Source organism: Craterilacuibacter sp. RT1T (assembly GCF_023502145.1).
GTDB lineage: Bacteria > Pseudomonadota > Gammaproteobacteria > Burkholderiales > Chromobacteriaceae > Craterilacuibacter.
Genome location: NZ_JAMFLI010000004.1, coordinates 12,819 through 29,809, shown reverse-complemented (window position 1 = coordinate 29,809; position 16,991 = coordinate 12,819). Strand labels below are relative to the sequence as shown.

The following is a 16,991-nucleotide window of genomic DNA, read 5'->3' as shown; positions in this document are numbered from 1 at the left end:
TGGCTGACATGACTTTACCGGGTAGTTTCCATGCATAAAAAAGGCATAAAATCGGACTAAATGTCTAATTTGCCTTATTGGACACAGTTTTTTGTGAACATTTGAAATTCTTTGGCATATTATTTGACGTTGTGTCTTTTTCTTTCTAATCTATGACAAACAGTCAGCAGGAGAGCGCAATGCAGTTGGACATCGAACGATTGATCGCCGATTTCGGCGGTCCCGGAATCATCGCCGAGGCCTTGAGCCTGGCTTTTCCGGATGAGCCGGTGTCGCGGGCCGCAATCTATAAGTGGCGCGAGCGGGGCAGTTTGCCGCTGGCGCAACTGAACAAGCTGGCGCAACTGGCAGCAAGCCAGGGCAGGAGATTTGACTACAGCGACTATCTGGTTGGCGTAAAGCTGACTGGCGGACAGAGGAGAGCACTCGATATGGGCGACCGTTTGATCATTTTTGATACCACCTTGCGTGATGGCGAGCAGTCGCCGGGTGCATCCATGACCCGCGAAGAGAAGCTGCGTATTGCACGCCAGCTCGAGCGCTTGGGCGTCGATGTGATCGAGGCCGGCTTTGCCGCGGCCAGTGCCGGGGATGCCGAATCCATCCGCAGCATTGCCGAAGCCATTCGCGAGTCGACCGTGTGCTCGTTGGCGCGTGCCAATGAACGCGACATCCGCGCCGCAGGCGAGGCCATTACGCCGGCCGCGCGTGGCCGCATCCACACCTTTATCGCCACCAGCCCCATCCATATGGAGAAGAAGCTGCGCATGAGCCCGGACGAGGTGATCGAGGCCGCGGTGAAGGCAGTGAAGCTGGCGCGCGAATATACCGATGATGTCGAATTCTCGGCCGAGGATGCGCTGCGCTCCGATCCTACCTTTCTGGCCCGTATTTTCGGCGAGGTGATCGCGGCAGGGGCGTCCACCATCAATGTGCCCGATACCGTCGGCTATGCGGTTCCGCGCGTGACCGAAGCCTTTTTCCGCGATCTGATCGGCGCCACGGTGGGCGGTCAGCGCGTGGTGTGGTCGGCGCATTGTCACAACGATCTGGGCATGGCGGTCGCCAACAGCCTGGCGGCGGTGCTGGGCGGGGCGCGTCAGGTCGAGTGCACCATTAACGGCCTGGGCGAGCGTGCCGGCAATGCCGCACTGGAAGAAATCGTCATGGCGGTCAAAACGCGGCGCGATGTCTTTAATCTGGACACCCGTATCGATACCTGCCAGATCGTGCCGGCCTCGCGTCTGGTGTCGACCATTACCGGCTATCCGGTGCAGCCGAACAAGGCGATTGTCGGTGCCAATGCCTTTGCTCACGAGTCCGGCATTCATCAGGATGGCGTGCTCAAGCATCGTGAAACCTATGAAATCATGTCGGCCGAGTCGGTTGGCTGGAGCGCCAACCGCCTGACGCTGGGCAAGTTGTCCGGACGCAATGCCTTCAAGACCAAGCTGGCGGCGCTGGGCATCATTATCGATAGCGAAGAAGCGCTGAATGCCGCCTTTACCCGCTTTAAAGAGTTGGCCGACAAAAAGCGCGAGATTTTCGACGAAGACCTGCATGCACTGGTATCGGATGAACTGGTTGCCATCGAGCAGGAAGACTACAAATTCGTTTCGCTGAAAGTCGCGACCGAAACCGGCGAGCCGCCGCTGGCATCCATTGTGTTTGCCCAGCATGGGGCGGAGCAGCGTGCCGAATCCAGTGGTTCCGGCCCGGTAGATGCCGCCTTCAAGGCGATAGAGAGCGTGGTGAACAGCGGGGCGGAGCTTGAGTTGTATTCGGTCAATGCCATTACCAAGGGGACCGAGTCGCAGGGCGAAGTGACTGTGCGTCTGGAAAAGGAAGGGCGCATCGTCAACGGCCAGGGGGCCGACACCGACATTATCGTGGCCAGCGCCAAAGCCTATCTGTCGGCACTGAACAAGCTGTCGCACAAGGACGAGCGCTTGAAGGCACAAGGAGACGTTTGATTCTGCTGATTTTTTAATCCGGTACGCCGTTGCCGGACACTGTGGGGTTCCCGACCCTTTCCGTCCCGTTGCAAGTTCGGATAACACGGTGTTTAGCGCGGCAAGCCACAAGGTTTCATTACACCCTTTTGATTGAAACCCCAGGCCCACAAGGCCGCCCCACAAGCACACCGGCTCATAAGGCGCGGACGCAAGACAAACCGACCCAGGAGGTCGGCTTTGTCGCGTCGGTTAATGGTGCTAGCTCAGAATAATGCCGCTTTTTTTGCCAGCATTTTTGTTGCGGCGGCGCGTGATAGCCGCCATCAGTCCCAGTCCGGCCAGCATCATGGCATAGGTTTCCGGTTCGGGAACTTGTGCGGCGAGCACATAATCCTGGTAATTGCCATTGGTTAGCTTCTGGGTGGACCAGGTGATTTTGGATGCATCCAGACTCTTGGCCTCGGCCAGCCATTGGTTGGCGCTCTGGTAGGCCGATTGGTGGGTGCTGGACAAATTGGCTGCACCAAACTGGCCGGAAGCTCCCGGTGCATACTTGACCTGGAAATTGTCTTTGGCTTCATTGACGATTTCCCATACTGCCAGCTGGAAGGCAAGGCCTGAGGTCAGGTCGGTCACCTTATGGTTAGCGACGGTATATAGCCGGTTGAGCATGTCTCCATCGGCCGGCGAGAAGCTGGCCAGCGAATATTTTTGCGCGCTCCAGCTTAGCGGCTGGTTCAGCTCGACGCAGTAGGTTGAGAACGATTTGCCATCCAGCGTACCGTTTAAGGTGCCGGCTCCGACATTCTGCCAGCTCCAGCCGGCATTTTGGGTGATGGAAGCATTGGCGAGCGGGGTCTTGCTCTGATTCAGATCCAGCGTCATATTGGCCTGCGCTGCCAAGGGCAGGCAGAGCATGACGGCTGCGCCAGCTCTAAAGAGATGTTTCATGGGTTTCTCCTGCTACAGTTTCTATGGTTTATGCTGTGTGGGGGAATGAACACCTCTTCAGGTCTCCCCGCTGCTAATATCTAGCCGGTCATTTTTATTTAGTCAACGTGTGTTTAAATTGTTTAAATGGTTGTATTTGTCCTGCCATTATTTGAATAGCCGATGATGATGCTTGAGTCGTAACCGTATTGAACTCTTCATTAGCATATGTAATGGCTCTGACATTGCATGCGTGTGCAGTGTTACAATGGCGCGCATTTTCATGCACCCGCCTCCTTCACACCATGCAGCTACTCAAAGATAAAATCCTCAGCGACGGCCGTCTGCTCGATGGTTATGTACTCAAGGTCGACAATTTCCTTAATCACCAGCTGGATGTGGCTTTGCTGGATGCGATGGGTGCCGAGTTCGCCCGGCGCTTTGCCGGGGTTAAGGTCGACAAAATCCTGACGGTTGAAGCCTCGGGGATTGCTGTCGCCGTGATGGCGGCACGTCATTTCGGCAATGTACCGGTCGTGTTCGCCAAAAAGACCGAGAGCCTGACGCTGGATCAGGATGCCTACGAGAGTGATGTGTATTCGTTTACCAAGCAGAAGACATATCGCGTGCGTGTCTCGCGTCGTTATCTCGCGCCGGGCGAGAACGTGCTGGTACTGGACGACTTCCTGGCCAACGGCCATGCGGCCTGTGGTCTGATCGACATCGTGCATCAGGCTCAGGCCGAGGTGGTGGGGGTGGGTATCGTGATCGAGAAGGGCTTCCAGAGCGGGCGCAAGCTGATAGAAGAAGCCGGTGTGACACGGGTCGAGTCGCTGGCTATTCTGAGCAGCATTGCGGATGGCAAGATCGCGTTTGCCTGAGTCTTATCCCCGCGTCTGAGGGCGTGCCTGACGCGCTTGATATGGGTCTGCCGCATGGTGCGGCAGGCCCATTTTACTTTTTCCTGCCTTTTCAATGCGTAAAGCATTACTTGTCTGCGCCAAATCAAAAAAAAATCTGCCTATTACCATAGGATGGCAAGCAATGCATTTATCGGGTGCAAGTGGTTTCTATTTGCAATAAAGGGAAGTCAATAATGATAGGGCTAGAATTAGCAATTGTGCTGGGTGCCATCTTTTTGGGTGCCAGACTGGGCGGGATAGGCATTGGTTTTGCCGGCGGGCTGGGGGTGGTGGCTCTGGCCGTGCTGGGGGTGGCGCCGGGGAATATCCCATGGGATGTGATTCTGATCATCATGTCGGTGATTGCCGCCATTGGCGCCATGCAGGTCGCCGGCGGGATGGATTATCTGGTGGGACAGGCGGAAAGGCTGCTGCGCAAACATCCGAAGTACATCACTTACCTTGCGCCTGTGGTGACCTACTTTATGACGCTGATGGCCGGCACCGGCCACACCGCGTTTTCCACCTTGCCGGTGATTGCCGAAGTGGCGAAGGAGCAAGGCATACGGCCGTCACGCCCATTGTCCATTTCGGTGGTGTCTTCGCAGATTGCGATTACCGCCTCGCCTATTTCTGCTGCGGTGATTTTTGTCTCCGGCATTCTCGAGCCGCTGGGCGTGGGCTATTTGCAGCTGCTGGCCATCACGATACCGACTTCGCTGGCGGCGGTATTGCTCACCTCGGTGGTGGCCAACCGTCTGGGTTGCGAGCTTAAGGATGACCCGGTCTATCAGGAGCGTCTGGCCAAGGGGCAGGTGACGATACGCGGCGAGCAGAAGCTGGAAATTCTGCCGCATGCCAAGCTGTCGGTCGGGTTATTCCTGATCGCCATCGTGGCGGTGATGCTGTACGCGACCGCCATTTCGCCGACCGTGGGCCTGATTGAAAAGCCGGTGATGCCGCGTAACGACGCGATTATGGCGATCATGCTGTCGGCAGCAACCGTGATTACCCTGTTGTGCAAGGTGGATACCGGCAAGGTATTGAATGCAGCGACCTTCAAGTCCGGCATGTCGGCCTGTGTCTGTGTCATGGGGGTGGCCTGGTTGGGGGACACCTTTGTTGCCGCCCATATCGACGGCATCAAGGAAACCGCCAGCACCTTGCTCGACAGCTATCCGTGGATGCTGGCCGTGGTGCTGTTTTTTGCCTCCATGCTGCTTTATTCGCAAGCCGCCACGGCCAAGGCCTTGCTGCCTGCCGCCTTGTTGCTGGGGGTCAGCCCGCTGACGGTGATTGCCTCGTTTGCGGCGGTGTCGGCCCTGTTTGTGCTGCCGACTTACCCTACGCTGCTGGCCGCGGTGGAGATGGATGAAACCGGCTCGACCCGTATCGGCAAGGCCGTATTCAACCATCCGTTTATTATTCCGGGTGTGTTGGCCATCAGCCTGTCGGTATTGTTCGGCTTCTTGCTGGGTGGGCTGGTGCTGTAAGCGCGCGGCTATCAAGCAAAAAAGGCACCTCGTGGTGCCTTTTTTGCGTCTATGGCCGGGACTCAGGGCATATTGGCGGTAAATACGCGGTTGCCACCGACGGTACCGATGAAGGGGGCGCCGGCATTTTCAGCCGAGGGAATGACGCCGCTCATGGTGGCGGCTTTACCGCTGGCGGTGGTGCCCTGACAAACCAGCGTATTGGTATTGCCTGCATTTTCGCACGCCAGCGGACCGGCCAGCGGGTGGCCGGCATCGGCAAACCATTGCGTGCCGTAGGCGGCAACATTATTGCGTACGGTTGGCGCCATCATGGTCTGGCAGGCGGATAGCAGCAGGGTGGCCAGTAGCAGGCTGGTCAGGCGTGAGGTTTTTTTCATTTTGAACTCCATGGCAGGATGAATGCGCCACCCCTGAACAGAGTGGCTACCATTCCATTTTATGTTAAGCGCAATGCAACATCGGTAATTCTTGCGCACACCGGATTCTGTCCTAGCATCAGTGAATCAACCGTCATTTTAAGGGTTGTGTTTGCATCCATTAGGCCTGATTGGGCCAGGGTTTATGCTGAGGGGACATCATGCTGCCATTGCGCCTAGCCTTGATCGTGTCTGCGCTGTCGCCGGGCGTGGTGCTGGCGGCCGAGCTTAACTTGCAGCCGCCGGTAACCAGCGTGGCGCGCAGCATTTACGATCTGCATACACTGCTGCTGTATATCACGGTCGCCATCGTCGTCATCGTCTTTAGCGTGATGTTTTACGCCATCATCCGCCACCGCAAATCGGCGGGGCGCAGCGCCAAGCAATTTCACGAAAACACCACGGTCGAGATTATCTGGACGGCCATTCCCTTGCTGATTCTGGTCGGCATGGCATGGCCGGCCACGCAAGCCATTCTGGCGCAAAAAAGCACGCGCGGCGAAGACATGACGGTCAAGGTGACCGGCTACCAGTGGAAGTGGCAGTACGACTATCTGGATGATGGCGTGGCTTTTATGAGCCATCTGACGACGCCGCGCGACGGCACGCTCAAAACTGCTGGCGGGCCGTATTTGCTGGAAGTCGACGAGCCGCTGGTGGTGCCGACCGGCAAGAAAGTCAGGCTGCTGCTGACTGCCAATGATGTGATCCATTCATGGTGGGTGCCGGCGCTGGGGGTGAAGCAGGATGCGATCCCGGGCTATGTGCGCGATACCTGGTTCAAGGTAGACAAGCCCGGTGTTTACCGTGGCCAGTGTGCCGAATTGTGCGGCAAAGATCATGGCTTTATGCCCATTGTGGTCGATGCGCGTAGCCCGGAAGACTACCAGCAGTGGCTGGCGGCGAAAAAAGTAGCGGCTGCGGCCAAGGCGGAAGACCCGAACAAGGTCTGGACCCTGCCTGACCTGATGGCGCGCGGCGAGAAGGTTTACCAGCAGAACTGTGTCGCTTGCCATCAGGCAAACGGCAGCGGTGTGCCCGGTACCTTCCCGGCGCTGGCCGGCTCCAAGATGGCAACCACGGACAAGGCCGGCCATATCGATATCGTGCTGAACGGCAGCAAGAAAAATGCGGCGATGGCGGCCTGGGGCAAGCAGTTGTCCGATACCGAGATTGCGGCGGTCATCAGCTACGAGCGCAATGCCTGGGGCAATAACACCGGCGATGCGGTTCAGCCCAAAGATATCAAGGCCGCGCGCGGCGGCAAGGTTTAAGGAGGCAGTATGAATATCGCCGATGGCGCCCAGGTCGCCTCCCATATCCAGCACGACAAGCCGCGCGGTCTTGCCCGCTGGCTGTTCGCCACCAACCACAAGGATATCGGCACGCTGTATCTGTGGTTTTCCTTCGCCATGTTTATCTCCGGCGGAGTGATGGCACTGGGCATACGCGCCGAGCTGTTCAGTCCGGGGCTGCAGTTCTGGCAGCCCGAACTTTTTAACCAGCTCACCACCCTGCACGGTCTGGTGATGGTGTTCGGTGCCATCATGCCGGCCTTCACCGGCCTGGCCAACTGGATGCTGCCCTTGATGATAGGCGCGCCGGACATGGCATTTGCGCGCATGAATAACTGGAGTTTCTGGCTGTTGCCGCCAGCGGCACTGTTGCTGATGATCTCGTTCTGGGTACCCGGTGGTGCGGCCGCAGCCGGCTGGACGCTGTACGCCCCCTTGTCCACTCAGGGCGGCATGGGCACCGACCTGACCATTTTCGCCATCCATATTCTCGGGGTGAGTTCGATTATGGGCGCGATCAATATTGTGGTGACGGTATTGAACCTGCGCGCGCCGGGCATGACGCTGATGAAGATGCCGATGTTTGCCTGGGCCAGCCTGATCACGGCCTATCTGATCATCGCCGTGATGCCGGTGCTGGCCGGGGTGGTGACCATGGTGCTGACCGACCGCCATTTCGGTACCCACTTTTTCAATGCCGCCGGCGGCGGCGACCCGGTGATGTACCAGCATATCTTCTGGTTCTTCGGCCACCCCGAGGTTTATATCATGGCGCTGCCAGCGTTCGGCATCGTCAGCCAGGTGATTCCGACCTTCGCCCGCAAGCCCTTGTTCGGCTACACCTCCATGGTGTATGCCACTTCCAGCATTGCCATCCTCAGCTTTATGGTGTGGGCACACCATATGTTCACCACCGGCATGCCGGCCACCGCCCAGCTGTTCTTTATGTACGCGACCATGCTGATTGCGGTGCCGACCGGGGTAAAGGTGTTCAACTGGGTGGCCACCATGTGGGAAGGGGCGATGACCTTTGAAACGCCGATGCTGTTTGCCATCGGTTTCGTGATGCTGTTCACCATAGGCGGCCTGTCCGGCGTGATCCTGTCGGTGGCGGCGGTCGATATCCAGTTGCAGGACACGTATTACGTGGTGGCGCATTTCCACTATGTACTGGTGGCCGGAGCGCTGTTCAGCCTGTTTTCCGCCGTTTATTACTGGTTCCCCAAGATGACCGGCAAGATGTATTCGGAGAAGTTGGGCCAGCTGCATTTCTGGTGGTCGCTCTTGTGGTTCAACATCACCTTCTTCCCGATGCACTTTCTCGGTCTGGCCGGCATGCCGCGCCGCATCCCCGATTACGCCCTGCAGTTCACCGACTTTAACGCCATCGCCAGCGTCGGTGCCTTTATGTTCGGCTTCGGCCAGCTGATCTTCTTTTACAACATGGTGCGCTCCATCCGCCATGGTAAGGAGGCAGCGCAAAAGCCATGGGAAGGCGCCAATACGCTGGAGTGGGCGATTGCCACGCCGGCGCCGTATCACAGCTTTGTGGTCGCGCCGCAGCTCAAGGTGGGCGACAACGGCGTGATTCTTGAGATGAAGGGCGGCGAGCACCATTGAGGGTGAGGGCCATGCACGACAACCGCATCCTGTTGAAAAAGCTGCTGCTGATTGCCTGTCTGATGTTCGGCTTTGCCTGGGCGCTGATTCCCATGTACCGGGTGATCTGCGAAGTCACCGGCATCAACCGCGTGGTCAAGGCCGATGAGGCGCCGGCAGCCGCCAGCAGCATCACGCCGGGCGTGCCGGTCAGGCTGGTATTCGATGCCAATGTCCAGGCGGGTTTGCCGTGGCAGGTCAAGCCGCTCGTGCGTAGCGTGATGGCGCGTACCGGCGAGTTTGTCCGCGTCGACTACGAAATCACCAATGCCAGCACGCGGCGCGTGGTCGGCCAGGCCATTCCGCGTTATCTGCCGGCCGCTGCGGGGCCTTATGTGCACAAGCTCGATTGCTTTTGTTTCAAGGAGCAGGCTTTTGCGCCGGGCGAGACGCGGCGCTTTCCGGTGGTGTTCGTGGTGTCGCGTGATTTGCCGGCCGAGCTGAGCGAGTTGACGCTGGCCTACACCGTGTTCGATGTGCCGGGCAAGGTGGCGCCATGAGGTTGTGGGCCGCACTCGTGGCGGTGCTGTCGGCCTTTGGCGGGGTGAGAAAAAGGCAGGCGGCCGAGTCTGACCGGCGCTTGAAAGCGTATGAAATCATTGCCGCCGCCTTATTGTTGGCGCTGCTGTTGATCGTATTTTTACTGTGGGTTGTGCGCCGGGTGATACATGGCGCGGGAGGCTGAGATGCAAGGACATGGCACAGCGGCAGGCGAGGAATCGGCCGCACAGCAAACACGCTATTTTGTTCCGCCACCATCGCGCTGGCCGCTCATCGGCGCGGTGGCCTTGTTCTGTATCGGGCTGGGGGCGGCCTTTGCGCTAAACGGCATGTTGCTGGGGCCCTTATCGCTGGGGGCCGGGGTTGCCATTCTGGTGTGGATGCTGGTGGGCTGGTTTCGCGACGTGATACGCGAGAGCCGTGCCGGCAGCTATCGCGCGCGCGAAGACATGTCGTTCCGCTGGGGCATGGGCTGGTTCATTTTTTCCGAAGTCATGTTTTTTGCCGCCTTCTTTGGTGCGCTCTACTACGTGCGTGTGATTGCCCTGCCCGAACTGGGGGACGAGACGCACAAATTGCTATGGCCCGATTTCAACCCGGCCTGGCCCTTGCAGACCGCACCCGGCATCGATGCCGTTTATCAGGCGATGGGTGCATGGGGCTTGCCGGCCATCAACACCGCCATTTTGTTGAGTTCGGGTGGCACGCTGACCTGGGCGCACTGGGGCATGATCGAAGGCAAGCGTAGCCAGCTAGCCTGGGGGCTGGGCATCACCGTGCTGCTGGGCATGTTGTTTCTCAGCCTGCAAGCCTATGAATACCACCATGCCCTGAGCGAGCTGGGGCTGTCCTTTGCTTCCGGCGCTTATGGCATGACTTTCTACATGATGACCGGCTTTCACGGCATGCATGTGCTGGTCGGGACGCTGATTCTGGCGGTGATCTGGGTGCGCGTATTGCGCGGCCATTTTAGCGAGCACAACCACTTTGCCTTCGAAGCGGCCGCCTGGTACTGGCACTTTGTCGATGTGGTGTGGCTGCTGCTGTTTGTCTTTGTGTATTGGCTGTGATCAGGGCGGGCTAATGGCTGCCCCAGACGCCGAGCAGACGCGAGGCGATGAGTAGCAAAAACAGGCCGATGGATAGCGCAATGCGCAAGGTGAGGGCGCGTACCGTACGGGTTCGCTCAGCCCCAGGGCGCAGCAGGCCAAACAGCGCGGAAAACAGCGCCAGCACAATGGCCAGCAAGGCCAGGAGGATAAGGGTTTTCATGAGATTTGCGCTCAACAGTCTGTCTTTGAAGACTAGTGTCATTATCGGCTGCTGTCTGCTGCCGTTTGTGCTTAGCCTGTGGCAGTGGCAGCGCGGCATCACGCGCAGTGCCGAGCTGGCTGCGGTCGAGGCGGCGGCCTTGCAGTCGCCGCAGGCCATGACGACGGCGGATCCGCTGGCGACAGCGGACAGGCGCCGGGTTCGGGTCGAAGGGCGGGTGGTGGGCGATGTGTTGCTATGGCAGGGCACGGGTCTGGGCGGGCGGCCGGACTACCGCGTATGGCTGCCAGTGAGTCTGAGCGATGGCAGCATGGTGATGGTGGATGCGGGACGCGTCGCGCCTGACGGTCGCTTGCCGGTGCTGCCGCAGCATGTGTATGGCAACGGGCGCTGGCAGCCATGGCCACAGCTGCTGACCCTGTCCGGTGCGCGTTTGGGGCATCAGGGCGTGGTCGATGCGCCTTCGCGCGAGGTGTTGGTGTCCCGTTATGGCACCAGCCTGCGTGCCGGTGTGGTGGTGCTGGAAGTCCCGCTAGCCGGTTTGCTGGCTTCGCCATTCAAGCCAGCATTCGATCCGCAGCGCCATTTTGCCTATGCCTTGCAATGGCTGTTGCTGGGGGTGTTGCTACTGGCACCCGCGTGGCGTTTGCTTAAACCCGGTATGCGCGCGCATACGCTGGCGATGGAGGAAGTGCAATGAAAGCGCGTAGCAAGTTGTGGCTGATTCTGGGCATGTGTGTGGCACCGGTATTGGCGTCCACCCTGACTTACTTTGCCGCTCCGCCTGACGGCGGCAAGAGCTACGGCACATTATTGGCGACGCAGACGCTGGCGGTCAGCCGGCAAGCGGGTTGGCCCAAGGGCAAGTGGGTGCTGCTCAATGCCGCGCGTGCGCCCTGTGATGCCGAGTGTAGCCGCCAGCGTTTCAATCTTGGCCAGATTCAGCTGGCGCAGGGCGAGGCGGGCGAGCGGCTGGTGTCCTTGACGCTGTTTGATGCCGCTGCGCCGGTGGATACGCGCCAAGTCGCGATGCTGATCGGGCAAGAGCCGACCTTGCTGAGCGGCCTGACCCTGGTCGACCCCTTGGGCAATCAGGTGCTGAATTATCCGCCGGGAGCAGAGCCGACCCGCATCATCCGTGAAGTGGCCAAGGTGATGAAAACCAATAACGGTCTGGGCTGAGCGGGCGCTGGCGGCGCATCGATACCGGGAGGGGGGAGCATGAAACCATTACCGCGCAGCATCCAGCGCCTGCTGATGCTGGCTCTGCTGATTGCCTGTGTCGTGGTGCCCTTGGGCGCTTTTGTTCGCCTGTCCGATGCCGGGCTGGGGTGTCCGGACTGGCCGGGTTGTTACGGACAGCTGTCGCCGGCCCATGCGCGGGATGTGATTGTCGACATTCACAGCGCAGACCCATACGGGCCGGTCAGCATGGCCAAGGCGTGGAAGGAGATGATACACCGCTATCTGGCTGCCGGCCTGGGCGGGGTCATTCTGCTGTTATGTATTACCGCCTGGCGGCGCCGGCTGTCGCTGTCCAGCCGCATGATCAGCACGCTCTTGTTGCTGGCGGTGGTGGTGCAGGGTTTGCTGGGCATGTGGACGGTCACCTTGCTGCTCAAGCCGGTGATCGTGTCCTTGCACCTGATCGGCGGCATGCTGATTGTGGCCATGTTGGCGGCGCTGGCCAGCCAGCGGTTTTTGCCGCCGCATGGTGCGGCATGGTGGCAGCGGGTTTTGGCATGGGCGCTGGTCGTGGCTCTGATCGCGCAAATCCTGCTGGGGGGCTGGGTCTCGTCCAATTATGCCGCACTGGCCTGCGAGGGCTTTCCGCAGTGCAACGGGCAGTGGCAGCCGGCTGAAATGCGCTTTGACCATGCTTTTCATCTGACTCGCGAGCTGGGTATGGCCCCCGATGGCGGCTTGCTGTCATTCGGCCATCTGGTCGCCATTCACTGGATACACCGCATCGGGGCAGTGCTGGTGTCGCTCTTGTTGTTGTTGCTGGTGTGGTGCGGCCGCCATCAGCCTGACTGGCAGGGACAGCGCCGCATCTTGTTGTCGCTGTGGCTGCTGCAAATCGCGCTGGGCGTGGCCAATGTCGTGCTGGGTCTGCCCCTGGCGCTGGCCGTGGCGCACAACGCCGGTGCCATGTTGTTGCTGGCCAGCGCCTTGACGCTGGCGTTGCGTTTCACTTCGCCGCTATCGGCCGCTGTTGCCGTGCGCGCCCGCCGTTTTGCCCGACTGTCCGGAGAGCAAGCATGAGCACACAAATCCTGAACCCTGTCCGTCCTTCCGTGCGCCAGTTGTGGCGTCTGGCCAAGCCGCGCGTGGTGTTGCTGATTGTGTTCTGCGCCGTCATCGGCATGTTGCTGGCGAGCCCCGGCTTGCCCGATATGGCGCTCATGGTGCCGGCTACGCTGGGCATTGCGCTGGTGGCCGGCGCGGCGGCGATGATTAATTGCCTGGTTGAGCGGAGTCTGGATGCGCGCATGCGCCGCACCGCCAGCCGCGCCACGGCGCGGGGTGATGCGGGCGTGGCGCTGACGCTGGTCGTGGCATTGACCGGCGGCGGTTTCGGCATGGCCTTGCTGGTGGCTTTTGTGAATGCGCTGACCGCCTGGCTCACGCTGGCGACTTTTGTCGGTTACGCCGTCATCTATACCCTGCTGCTTAAGCCCAATACGCCGCAAAATATCGTGATCGGCGGCGCCAGTGGCGCCATGCCGCCGCTACTTGGCTGGGCCGCGGTGACAGGCGAAGTCAGCGCCATGGCCATGGTGCTGTTTCTGATTATCTATGCCTGGACGCCGCCGCACTTCTGGGCGCTGGCGCTCTACCGGCGCGAGGAGTATCGCAGCGCCGGCCTGCCCATGCTGCCGCTCACCCACGGCGAGCGTTTCACCACCTTGACCATGCTGCTATACAGCATCTTGCTGGCTGCCATCTCCCTGTTGCCGGTGGCGCTGGGGGCGAGCGGCCTGCTGTATCTGCTGGCTGCCTTGGGGTTGAATGCTTATTTCATCGGGCTTGCCGCCCGTCTGCATCACAAGTATGCTGATGAACTTGCTCGGCGCATGTTTCGCGGGTCGATCTGGTATCTGACCTGGCTGTTTGCGGCGCTGATGTTCGATCACTACTGGCGGATACCCCTGTCCTGATGCTGCGCCGCGTGCTGTTTGCTTGTTGCCTGTTGGCTTTGATGGCGTGTACGCCGCAGAGCGCCGCGCCCGCATTCAAGGGCAGCGATATCAGCGGCGTTGCTTTTGGCGGCAATTTCACCCTGATCAATCAGCAGGGCAAGACGGTGTCGCTGGCGGATTTTCGCGGCAAGGCGGTGGCGCTGTTTTTCGGTTACACCCATTGTCCGGATGTATGCCCGACCACCTTGCTCGAGTATGCGCAGGCCATGAAGGCGCTGGGGCCGCAGGCGGATCAGGTGCAAGTCTTGTTTGTGTCGCTTGATCCTGCGCGCGATACCCCGGCGGTACTGGCCGCTTATGTCCCGCATTTCGACCGGCGTTTTATCGGCTTGACCGGCAGCCAGGCACAAGTCGATCGGGTTGCGAGCCAATTCAAGGTGGTGGCACAAAAGGTGGTGACAGAAGGCGGTGGCTATACGCTGGATCATAGCGCCGGCTCCTATCTGTTCGATGGCGCGGGCAATTTGCGGGTGTATCAGGCTTATGGCACGCCTTCGGCGGCGCTAGTTCATGATATTCGGGAGCTGTTGCGGTAGACTGTGCCAGTTGATGTCATGCATGTATCAGGATAAGCCCAGTGAGTACAGATTCTCCCAATAATGTGCCACGTGAACCCGGTTCGCTGGATCTGGCTCAATTTACCCTTAGCACCCGGCTGGAAATTGCCCATCATCTGAAAACGATCGCCTTGTCCGGCGCGATGGCGACCTTGTTCGCCAATCACGGCAAGACTTTTGTGCTGACCCGCTTGCTGGATGTCGATCTGGATGCCGGCCGTCTGGTGTTCGACTGGGGGGGTAACGAAGAGGCCAACCGCCAGTTGCTGGCCAGCGAGCGCAATGTGTTTGTCTGCGCGCCCGAGGGCGTGAAGACCCAATGTGTACTGGGGCCGGTGCAGCGCATAGACTACGAGGGCCGCGTGGCGCTGGCTGTCGATCTGCCTGATGCAGTCGTTAAATTACAGCGCCGCGAGTGCTTCCGCATCCAGACGCCGCGGGTTAATCCCTTGCTATGCCGTATTGGCGACTATCCTGGTGCGGCACTGGAACTGGCTCTGTCCGATATCAGCCTAGGGGGCATGGCCTTATTGCTGCCGCAGCCTGCGGTGGCCGGTTTTGCCGTGGGTGATGCTTACCGCGATTGCCATGTCGAGCTTAAGCCTTTTGGCATGCTGGATGTGGCATTCGAGGTGCGCTATAGCCAGACCCAGCTGCAGCGCAACGATGTCGAAGTGACCCGCATCGGTTGCCAGTTCCTGAATATGACTTCGGCGCGCGAAAACCTGGTGCAGCGCTATATCGCCACGCTGGAGCGCGAGCGCCGCGCCTTGTCACTCTGATTCTTATTAGAAGTAACGATCATGAAACTGACCATTGCCCTGTCCAAGGGACGTATTTTCGAAGAAACCCTACCCCTATTGGCGGCCGCCGGTATTCAGCCGGCCGAGGATCCCGAGTCGTCGCGCAAGCTGGTGATCGACACCAATCACGAACACGTCAAGCTGGTGATCGTGCGCGCTTCCGATGTGCCGACCTATGTGCAGTACGGCGCAGCGGATCTGGGTATTGCCGGGCGCGATGTGCTGATCGAGCATGGGGGCGATGGTCTGTATCAGCCGCTGGACTTGAACATTGCCCGTTGCAAAATGATGGTCGCGGTATCGAACGACTTTGACTACGAGGCCGCGGTTAAGCACGGCGCCCGCCTTAAAATTGCCACCAAGTATCCACAAATTGCACGCGAGCACTTTGCGCGCAAGGGGGTGCATGTCGACATTATCAAGCTGTATGGCTCGATGGAGCTGGCGCCGCTGGTCGGGCTGGCGGATGCCATCGTCGATCTGGTCTCGACCGGCAATACGCTGAAAGCCAATAATCTGCAGGCGGTCGAGCACATTCTCGACATCAGCTCGCGGCTGGTGGTGAACCAGGCGGCGCTCAAGCTGAAATATTCGACCATACAGCCGGTGCTGGATGCTTTTGCATCGGCGGTACCGGCCTGAGGGGGACGCATGCACAAACTGAATAGTACCGAGCCTGGCTTTGACGCCAAGCTGGCCGCACTGCTGGCCTTTGAGACCGCGCAGGACCCGGAGGTGGATGCCCGTGTCGCCGCCATCTGCGAGGATGTCAAAACCCGTGGCGATGCCGCGCTTATCGAATACACCAACCGTTTTGACCGCATGCAGGCTAAGTCCATGGCCGAGCTGACGCTGACGCGCGCCGAGCTGGAAGCGGCTTTTCTGCGCTTGCCGGATACGCAGCGCGCGGCGCTTACCGCGGCGGCAGAGCGGGTGACGCGTTACCACGAAAAGCAGCGCGCCCAATCGTGGAGCTATGAAGACGAAGACGGCACGCTATTGGGGCAGCAGGTGAGCGCGCTGGATCGTGTCGGTATTTATGTGCCCGGCGGCAAGGCCTGCTATCCGAGCTCGGTGTTGATGAATGCCTTGCCGGCCAAGGTTGCCGGGGTCGGTGAAATCCTGATGGTGGTGCCCACGCCGGCCGGGGAAAAAAATGATCTGGTGCTGGCGGCCGCCTTTATCGCCGGTGTCGATCAGGTGTTTACCGTCGGGGGCGCCCAGGCGGTGGCTGCGCTGGCTTACGGCACCGAAACCATTACCCAGGTCGACAAGATCACCGGCCCGGGCAATGCCTATGTTGCCGCCGCCAAGCGTCGTGTATTCGGCGTGGTCGGCATTGATATGGTGGCCGGCCCGTCCGAGATTCTGGTGATCTGCGATGGCAGCACCGATCCTGACTGGATCGCGATGGATCTCTTTAGCCAGGCCGAGCATGACGAGATTGCCCAAGCCATCTTGTTATGCCCGGATGCGGCCTATATCGCGGCGGTCGAGGCCAGCATCGCGCAGCTGCTGCCGCTGATGCCAAGGCGCGCCATTATCGAAGCCAGCCTGAGCAATCGCGGTGCACTGGTACAGGTCAGCGATCTGGCCGAGGCTTGCCGCATTGCCAACTATATCGCCCCCGAGCATCTGGAACTATCGGTGGCCGAGCCTGAAGCCTGGCTGCCGGCGCTCAAACACGCCGGTGCGATCTTTATGGGGCGTTTCACTTCCGAGAGTCTGGGCGACTATTGTGCCGGCCCCAACCATGTCTTGCCGACCAGCCGCACCGCCCGTTTTGCCAGCCCCTTGGGCGTTTACGATTTTCAGAAGCGCAGCAGCCTGATCCGCGTCTCGCGCGCGGGCGCGCAGCAACTGGGGCAGATTGCCAGCGTGTTGGCCCATGGCGAAGGGCTTACCGCCCATGCGCGTGCGGCCGAGATGAGGATGGAGAGCAAGGCGTAGGACTCGCGCTCTATGTCATATCGCGATACGATATGGACATAACAAGGTTCGT

Annotated in this window: 19 protein-coding genes; 16 read left to right on the top strand and 3 right to left on the bottom strand. The window is 59.7% G+C overall.

What is annotated here, in order from left to right:
- Positions 1–179: 179 nt before the first annotated feature.
- A complete protein-coding gene (locus M3P88_RS08155) occupies positions 180–1,973 on the top strand; it encodes a 2-isopropylmalate synthase (protein WP_249615561.1) in 1,794 nt (597 codons plus the stop codon).
- A 240-nt stretch (positions 1,974–2,213) separates the two neighbouring features.
- Here the strand turns inward: M3P88_RS08155 and M3P88_RS08150 are convergent, their stop codons facing one another.
- Positions 2,214–2,906, bottom strand: coding sequence for a PEP-CTERM sorting domain-containing protein (locus tag M3P88_RS08150; protein WP_249615560.1), 693 nt, complete (start codon positions 2,904–2,906; stop codon positions 2,214–2,216).
- Positions 2,907–3,190: 284 nt separating this feature from the next.
- On the opposite strand from M3P88_RS08150, the gene M3P88_RS08145 reads away from it, so the two are divergent.
- Entirely contained in the window at positions 3,191–3,766 is a 576-nt protein-coding gene (locus tag M3P88_RS08145; protein ID WP_249615559.1) for a xanthine phosphoribosyltransferase, read from the top strand.
- 215 nt (positions 3,767–3,981) lie between these two features.
- The gene (locus M3P88_RS08140; RefSeq protein WP_249615558.1) at positions 3,982–5,280 is read left to right on the top strand and encodes an anaerobic C4-dicarboxylate transporter; all 1,299 of its coding nucleotides are present in this window, start codon (positions 3,982–3,984) and stop codon (positions 5,278–5,280) included.
- Positions 5,281–5,342: 62 nt separating this feature from the next.
- On the opposite strand, the gene M3P88_RS08135 is transcribed toward M3P88_RS08140, so the two are convergent.
- Entirely contained in the window at positions 5,343–5,660 is a 318-nt protein-coding gene (locus M3P88_RS08135; RefSeq protein ID WP_249615557.1) for a hypothetical protein, read from the bottom strand.
- Positions 5,661–5,860: 200 nt separating this feature from the next.
- Here M3P88_RS08135 and coxB point away from each other — a divergent pair, with 200 nt between their 5' ends.
- The 5 genes from coxB to M3P88_RS08110 are packed head-to-tail and all read left to right on the top strand — an operon-like array spanning position 5,861 to position 10,224.
- Positions 5,861–6,973: a cytochrome c oxidase subunit II gene (gene coxB / locus M3P88_RS08130; RefSeq protein ID WP_249615556.1), complete on the top strand. Its 1,113-nt coding sequence runs from the start codon at positions 5,861–5,863 to the stop codon at positions 6,971–6,973.
- A 9-nt stretch (positions 6,974–6,982) separates the two neighbouring features.
- The gene (gene ctaD, locus M3P88_RS08125; protein WP_249615555.1) at positions 6,983–8,614 is read left to right on the top strand and encodes a cytochrome c oxidase subunit I; all 1,632 of its coding nucleotides are present in this window, start codon (positions 6,983–6,985) and stop codon (positions 8,612–8,614) included.
- Between the two features lie 11 nt (positions 8,615–8,625).
- Entirely contained in the window at positions 8,626–9,153 is a 528-nt protein-coding gene (locus tag M3P88_RS08120) for a cytochrome c oxidase assembly protein (RefSeq protein WP_249615554.1), read from the top strand.
- On the top strand, positions 9,150–9,338 hold the full coding sequence (locus M3P88_RS08115; protein WP_249615553.1) for a DUF2970 domain-containing protein: 189 nt from the start codon (positions 9,150–9,152) through the stop codon (positions 9,336–9,338). The genes M3P88_RS08120 and M3P88_RS08115 overlap by 4 nt, the downstream gene beginning before the upstream one ends.
- A 1-nt stretch (position 9,339) precedes the next feature.
- The gene (locus M3P88_RS08110) at positions 9,340–10,224 is read left to right on the top strand and encodes a cytochrome c oxidase subunit 3 (RefSeq protein WP_249615552.1); all 885 of its coding nucleotides are present in this window, start codon (positions 9,340–9,342) and stop codon (positions 10,222–10,224) included.
- Between the two features lie 10 nt (positions 10,225–10,234).
- Here the strand turns inward: M3P88_RS08110 and M3P88_RS08105 are convergent, their stop codons facing one another.
- Complete coding sequence (locus M3P88_RS08105; RefSeq protein WP_249615551.1) at positions 10,235–10,426, bottom strand: twin transmembrane helix small protein; 192 nt, start codon at positions 10,424–10,426, stop codon at positions 10,235–10,237.
- Here M3P88_RS08105 and M3P88_RS08100 point away from each other — a divergent pair.
- Genes M3P88_RS08100 through hisD form a run of 8 tightly spaced genes read left to right on the top strand, consistent with a single transcriptional unit; the run spans position 10,425 to position 16,939 of the window.
- Complete coding sequence (locus M3P88_RS08100; protein ID WP_249615550.1) at positions 10,425–11,126, top strand: SURF1 family cytochrome oxidase biogenesis protein; 702 nt, start codon at positions 10,425–10,427, stop codon at positions 11,124–11,126. The two genes, M3P88_RS08105 and M3P88_RS08100, sit on opposite strands and share 2 nt — an antisense overlap.
- A complete protein-coding gene (locus tag M3P88_RS08095) occupies positions 11,123–11,608 on the top strand; it encodes a redox-active disulfide-containing membrane protein (protein WP_249615549.1) in 486 nt (161 codons plus the stop codon). Before M3P88_RS08100 ends, M3P88_RS08095 begins: the two co-directional genes overlap by 4 nt.
- Before the next feature lie 39 nt (positions 11,609–11,647).
- A complete protein-coding gene (locus tag M3P88_RS08090) occupies positions 11,648–12,691 on the top strand; it encodes a COX15/CtaA family protein (RefSeq protein ID WP_249615548.1) in 1,044 nt (347 codons plus the stop codon).
- Positions 12,688–13,587 carry a heme o synthase gene (cyoE, locus tag M3P88_RS08085; protein ID WP_249615547.1) on the top strand — a complete coding sequence of 300 codons (900 nt, stop codon included), beginning with the start codon at positions 12,688–12,690 and terminating at the stop codon, positions 13,585–13,587. The genes M3P88_RS08090 and cyoE overlap by 4 nt, the downstream gene beginning before the upstream one ends.
- Positions 13,587–14,165, top strand: a complete 579-nt coding sequence (locus tag M3P88_RS08080; protein WP_249615546.1) for an SCO family protein — start codon at positions 13,587–13,589, stop codon at positions 14,163–14,165. Before cyoE ends, M3P88_RS08080 begins: the two co-directional genes overlap by 1 nt.
- Positions 14,166–14,206: 41 nt before the next feature.
- Entirely contained in the window at positions 14,207–14,968 is a 762-nt protein-coding gene (locus tag M3P88_RS08075; RefSeq protein ID WP_249615545.1) for a flagellar brake protein, read from the top strand.
- 21 nt (positions 14,969–14,989) lie between these two features.
- Positions 14,990–15,631, top strand: a complete 642-nt coding sequence (gene hisG, locus M3P88_RS08070; RefSeq protein ID WP_249615544.1) for an ATP phosphoribosyltransferase — start codon at positions 14,990–14,992, stop codon at positions 15,629–15,631.
- Positions 15,632–15,640: 9 nt separating this feature from the next.
- Positions 15,641–16,939: a histidinol dehydrogenase gene (gene hisD, locus M3P88_RS08065; protein ID WP_249615543.1), complete on the top strand. Its 1,299-nt coding sequence runs from the start codon at positions 15,641–15,643 to the stop codon at positions 16,937–16,939.
- The last annotated feature ends 52 nt before the right edge of the window (positions 16,940–16,991 follow it).

Excerpts from the sequence above, each read along its gene's own strand:
- cyoE (WP_249615547.1), top strand. The coding sequence starts at position 12,688 with ATGAGCACACAAATCCTGAACCCTGTCCGTCCTTCCGTGCGCCAGTTG.
- M3P88_RS08155 (WP_249615561.1), top strand. The coding sequence starts at position 180 with ATGCAGTTGGACATCGAACGATTGATCGCCGATTTCGGCGGTCCCGGA.
- M3P88_RS08145 (WP_249615559.1), top strand. The coding sequence starts at position 3,191 with ATGCAGCTACTCAAAGATAAAATCCTCAGCGACGGCCGTCTGCTCGAT.
- M3P88_RS08150 (WP_249615560.1), bottom strand. The coding sequence starts at position 2,906 with ATGAAACATCTCTTTAGAGCTGGCGCAGCCGTCATGCTCTGCCTGCCC.
- coxB (WP_249615556.1), top strand. The coding sequence starts at position 5,861 with ATGCTGCCATTGCGCCTAGCCTTGATCGTGTCTGCGCTGTCGCCGGGC.
- M3P88_RS08140 (WP_249615558.1), top strand. The coding sequence starts at position 3,982 with ATGATAGGGCTAGAATTAGCAATTGTGCTGGGTGCCATCTTTTTGGGT.
- M3P88_RS08115 (WP_249615553.1), top strand. The coding sequence starts at position 9,150 with ATGAGGTTGTGGGCCGCACTCGTGGCGGTGCTGTCGGCCTTTGGCGGG.
- hisD (WP_249615543.1), top strand. The coding sequence starts at position 15,641 with ATGCACAAACTGAATAGTACCGAGCCTGGCTTTGACGCCAAGCTGGCC.
- M3P88_RS08135 (WP_249615557.1), bottom strand. The coding sequence starts at position 5,660 with ATGAAAAAAACCTCACGCCTGACCAGCCTGCTACTGGCCACCCTGCTG.
- M3P88_RS08090 (WP_249615548.1), top strand. The coding sequence starts at position 11,648 with ATGAAACCATTACCGCGCAGCATCCAGCGCCTGCTGATGCTGGCTCTG.
- M3P88_RS08110 (WP_249615552.1), top strand. The coding sequence starts at position 9,340 with ATGCAAGGACATGGCACAGCGGCAGGCGAGGAATCGGCCGCACAGCAA.
- M3P88_RS08105 (WP_249615551.1), bottom strand. The coding sequence starts at position 10,426 with ATGAAAACCCTTATCCTCCTGGCCTTGCTGGCCATTGTGCTGGCGCTG.
- hisG (WP_249615544.1), top strand. The coding sequence starts at position 14,990 with ATGAAACTGACCATTGCCCTGTCCAAGGGACGTATTTTCGAAGAAACC.
- M3P88_RS08100 (WP_249615550.1), top strand. The coding sequence starts at position 10,425 with ATGAGATTTGCGCTCAACAGTCTGTCTTTGAAGACTAGTGTCATTATC.
- M3P88_RS08120 (WP_249615554.1), top strand. The coding sequence starts at position 8,626 with ATGCACGACAACCGCATCCTGTTGAAAAAGCTGCTGCTGATTGCCTGT.
- ctaD (WP_249615555.1), top strand. The coding sequence starts at position 6,983 with ATGAATATCGCCGATGGCGCCCAGGTCGCCTCCCATATCCAGCACGAC.
- M3P88_RS08080 (WP_249615546.1), top strand. The coding sequence starts at position 13,587 with ATGCTGCGCCGCGTGCTGTTTGCTTGTTGCCTGTTGGCTTTGATGGCG.
- M3P88_RS08095 (WP_249615549.1), top strand. The coding sequence starts at position 11,123 with ATGAAAGCGCGTAGCAAGTTGTGGCTGATTCTGGGCATGTGTGTGGCA.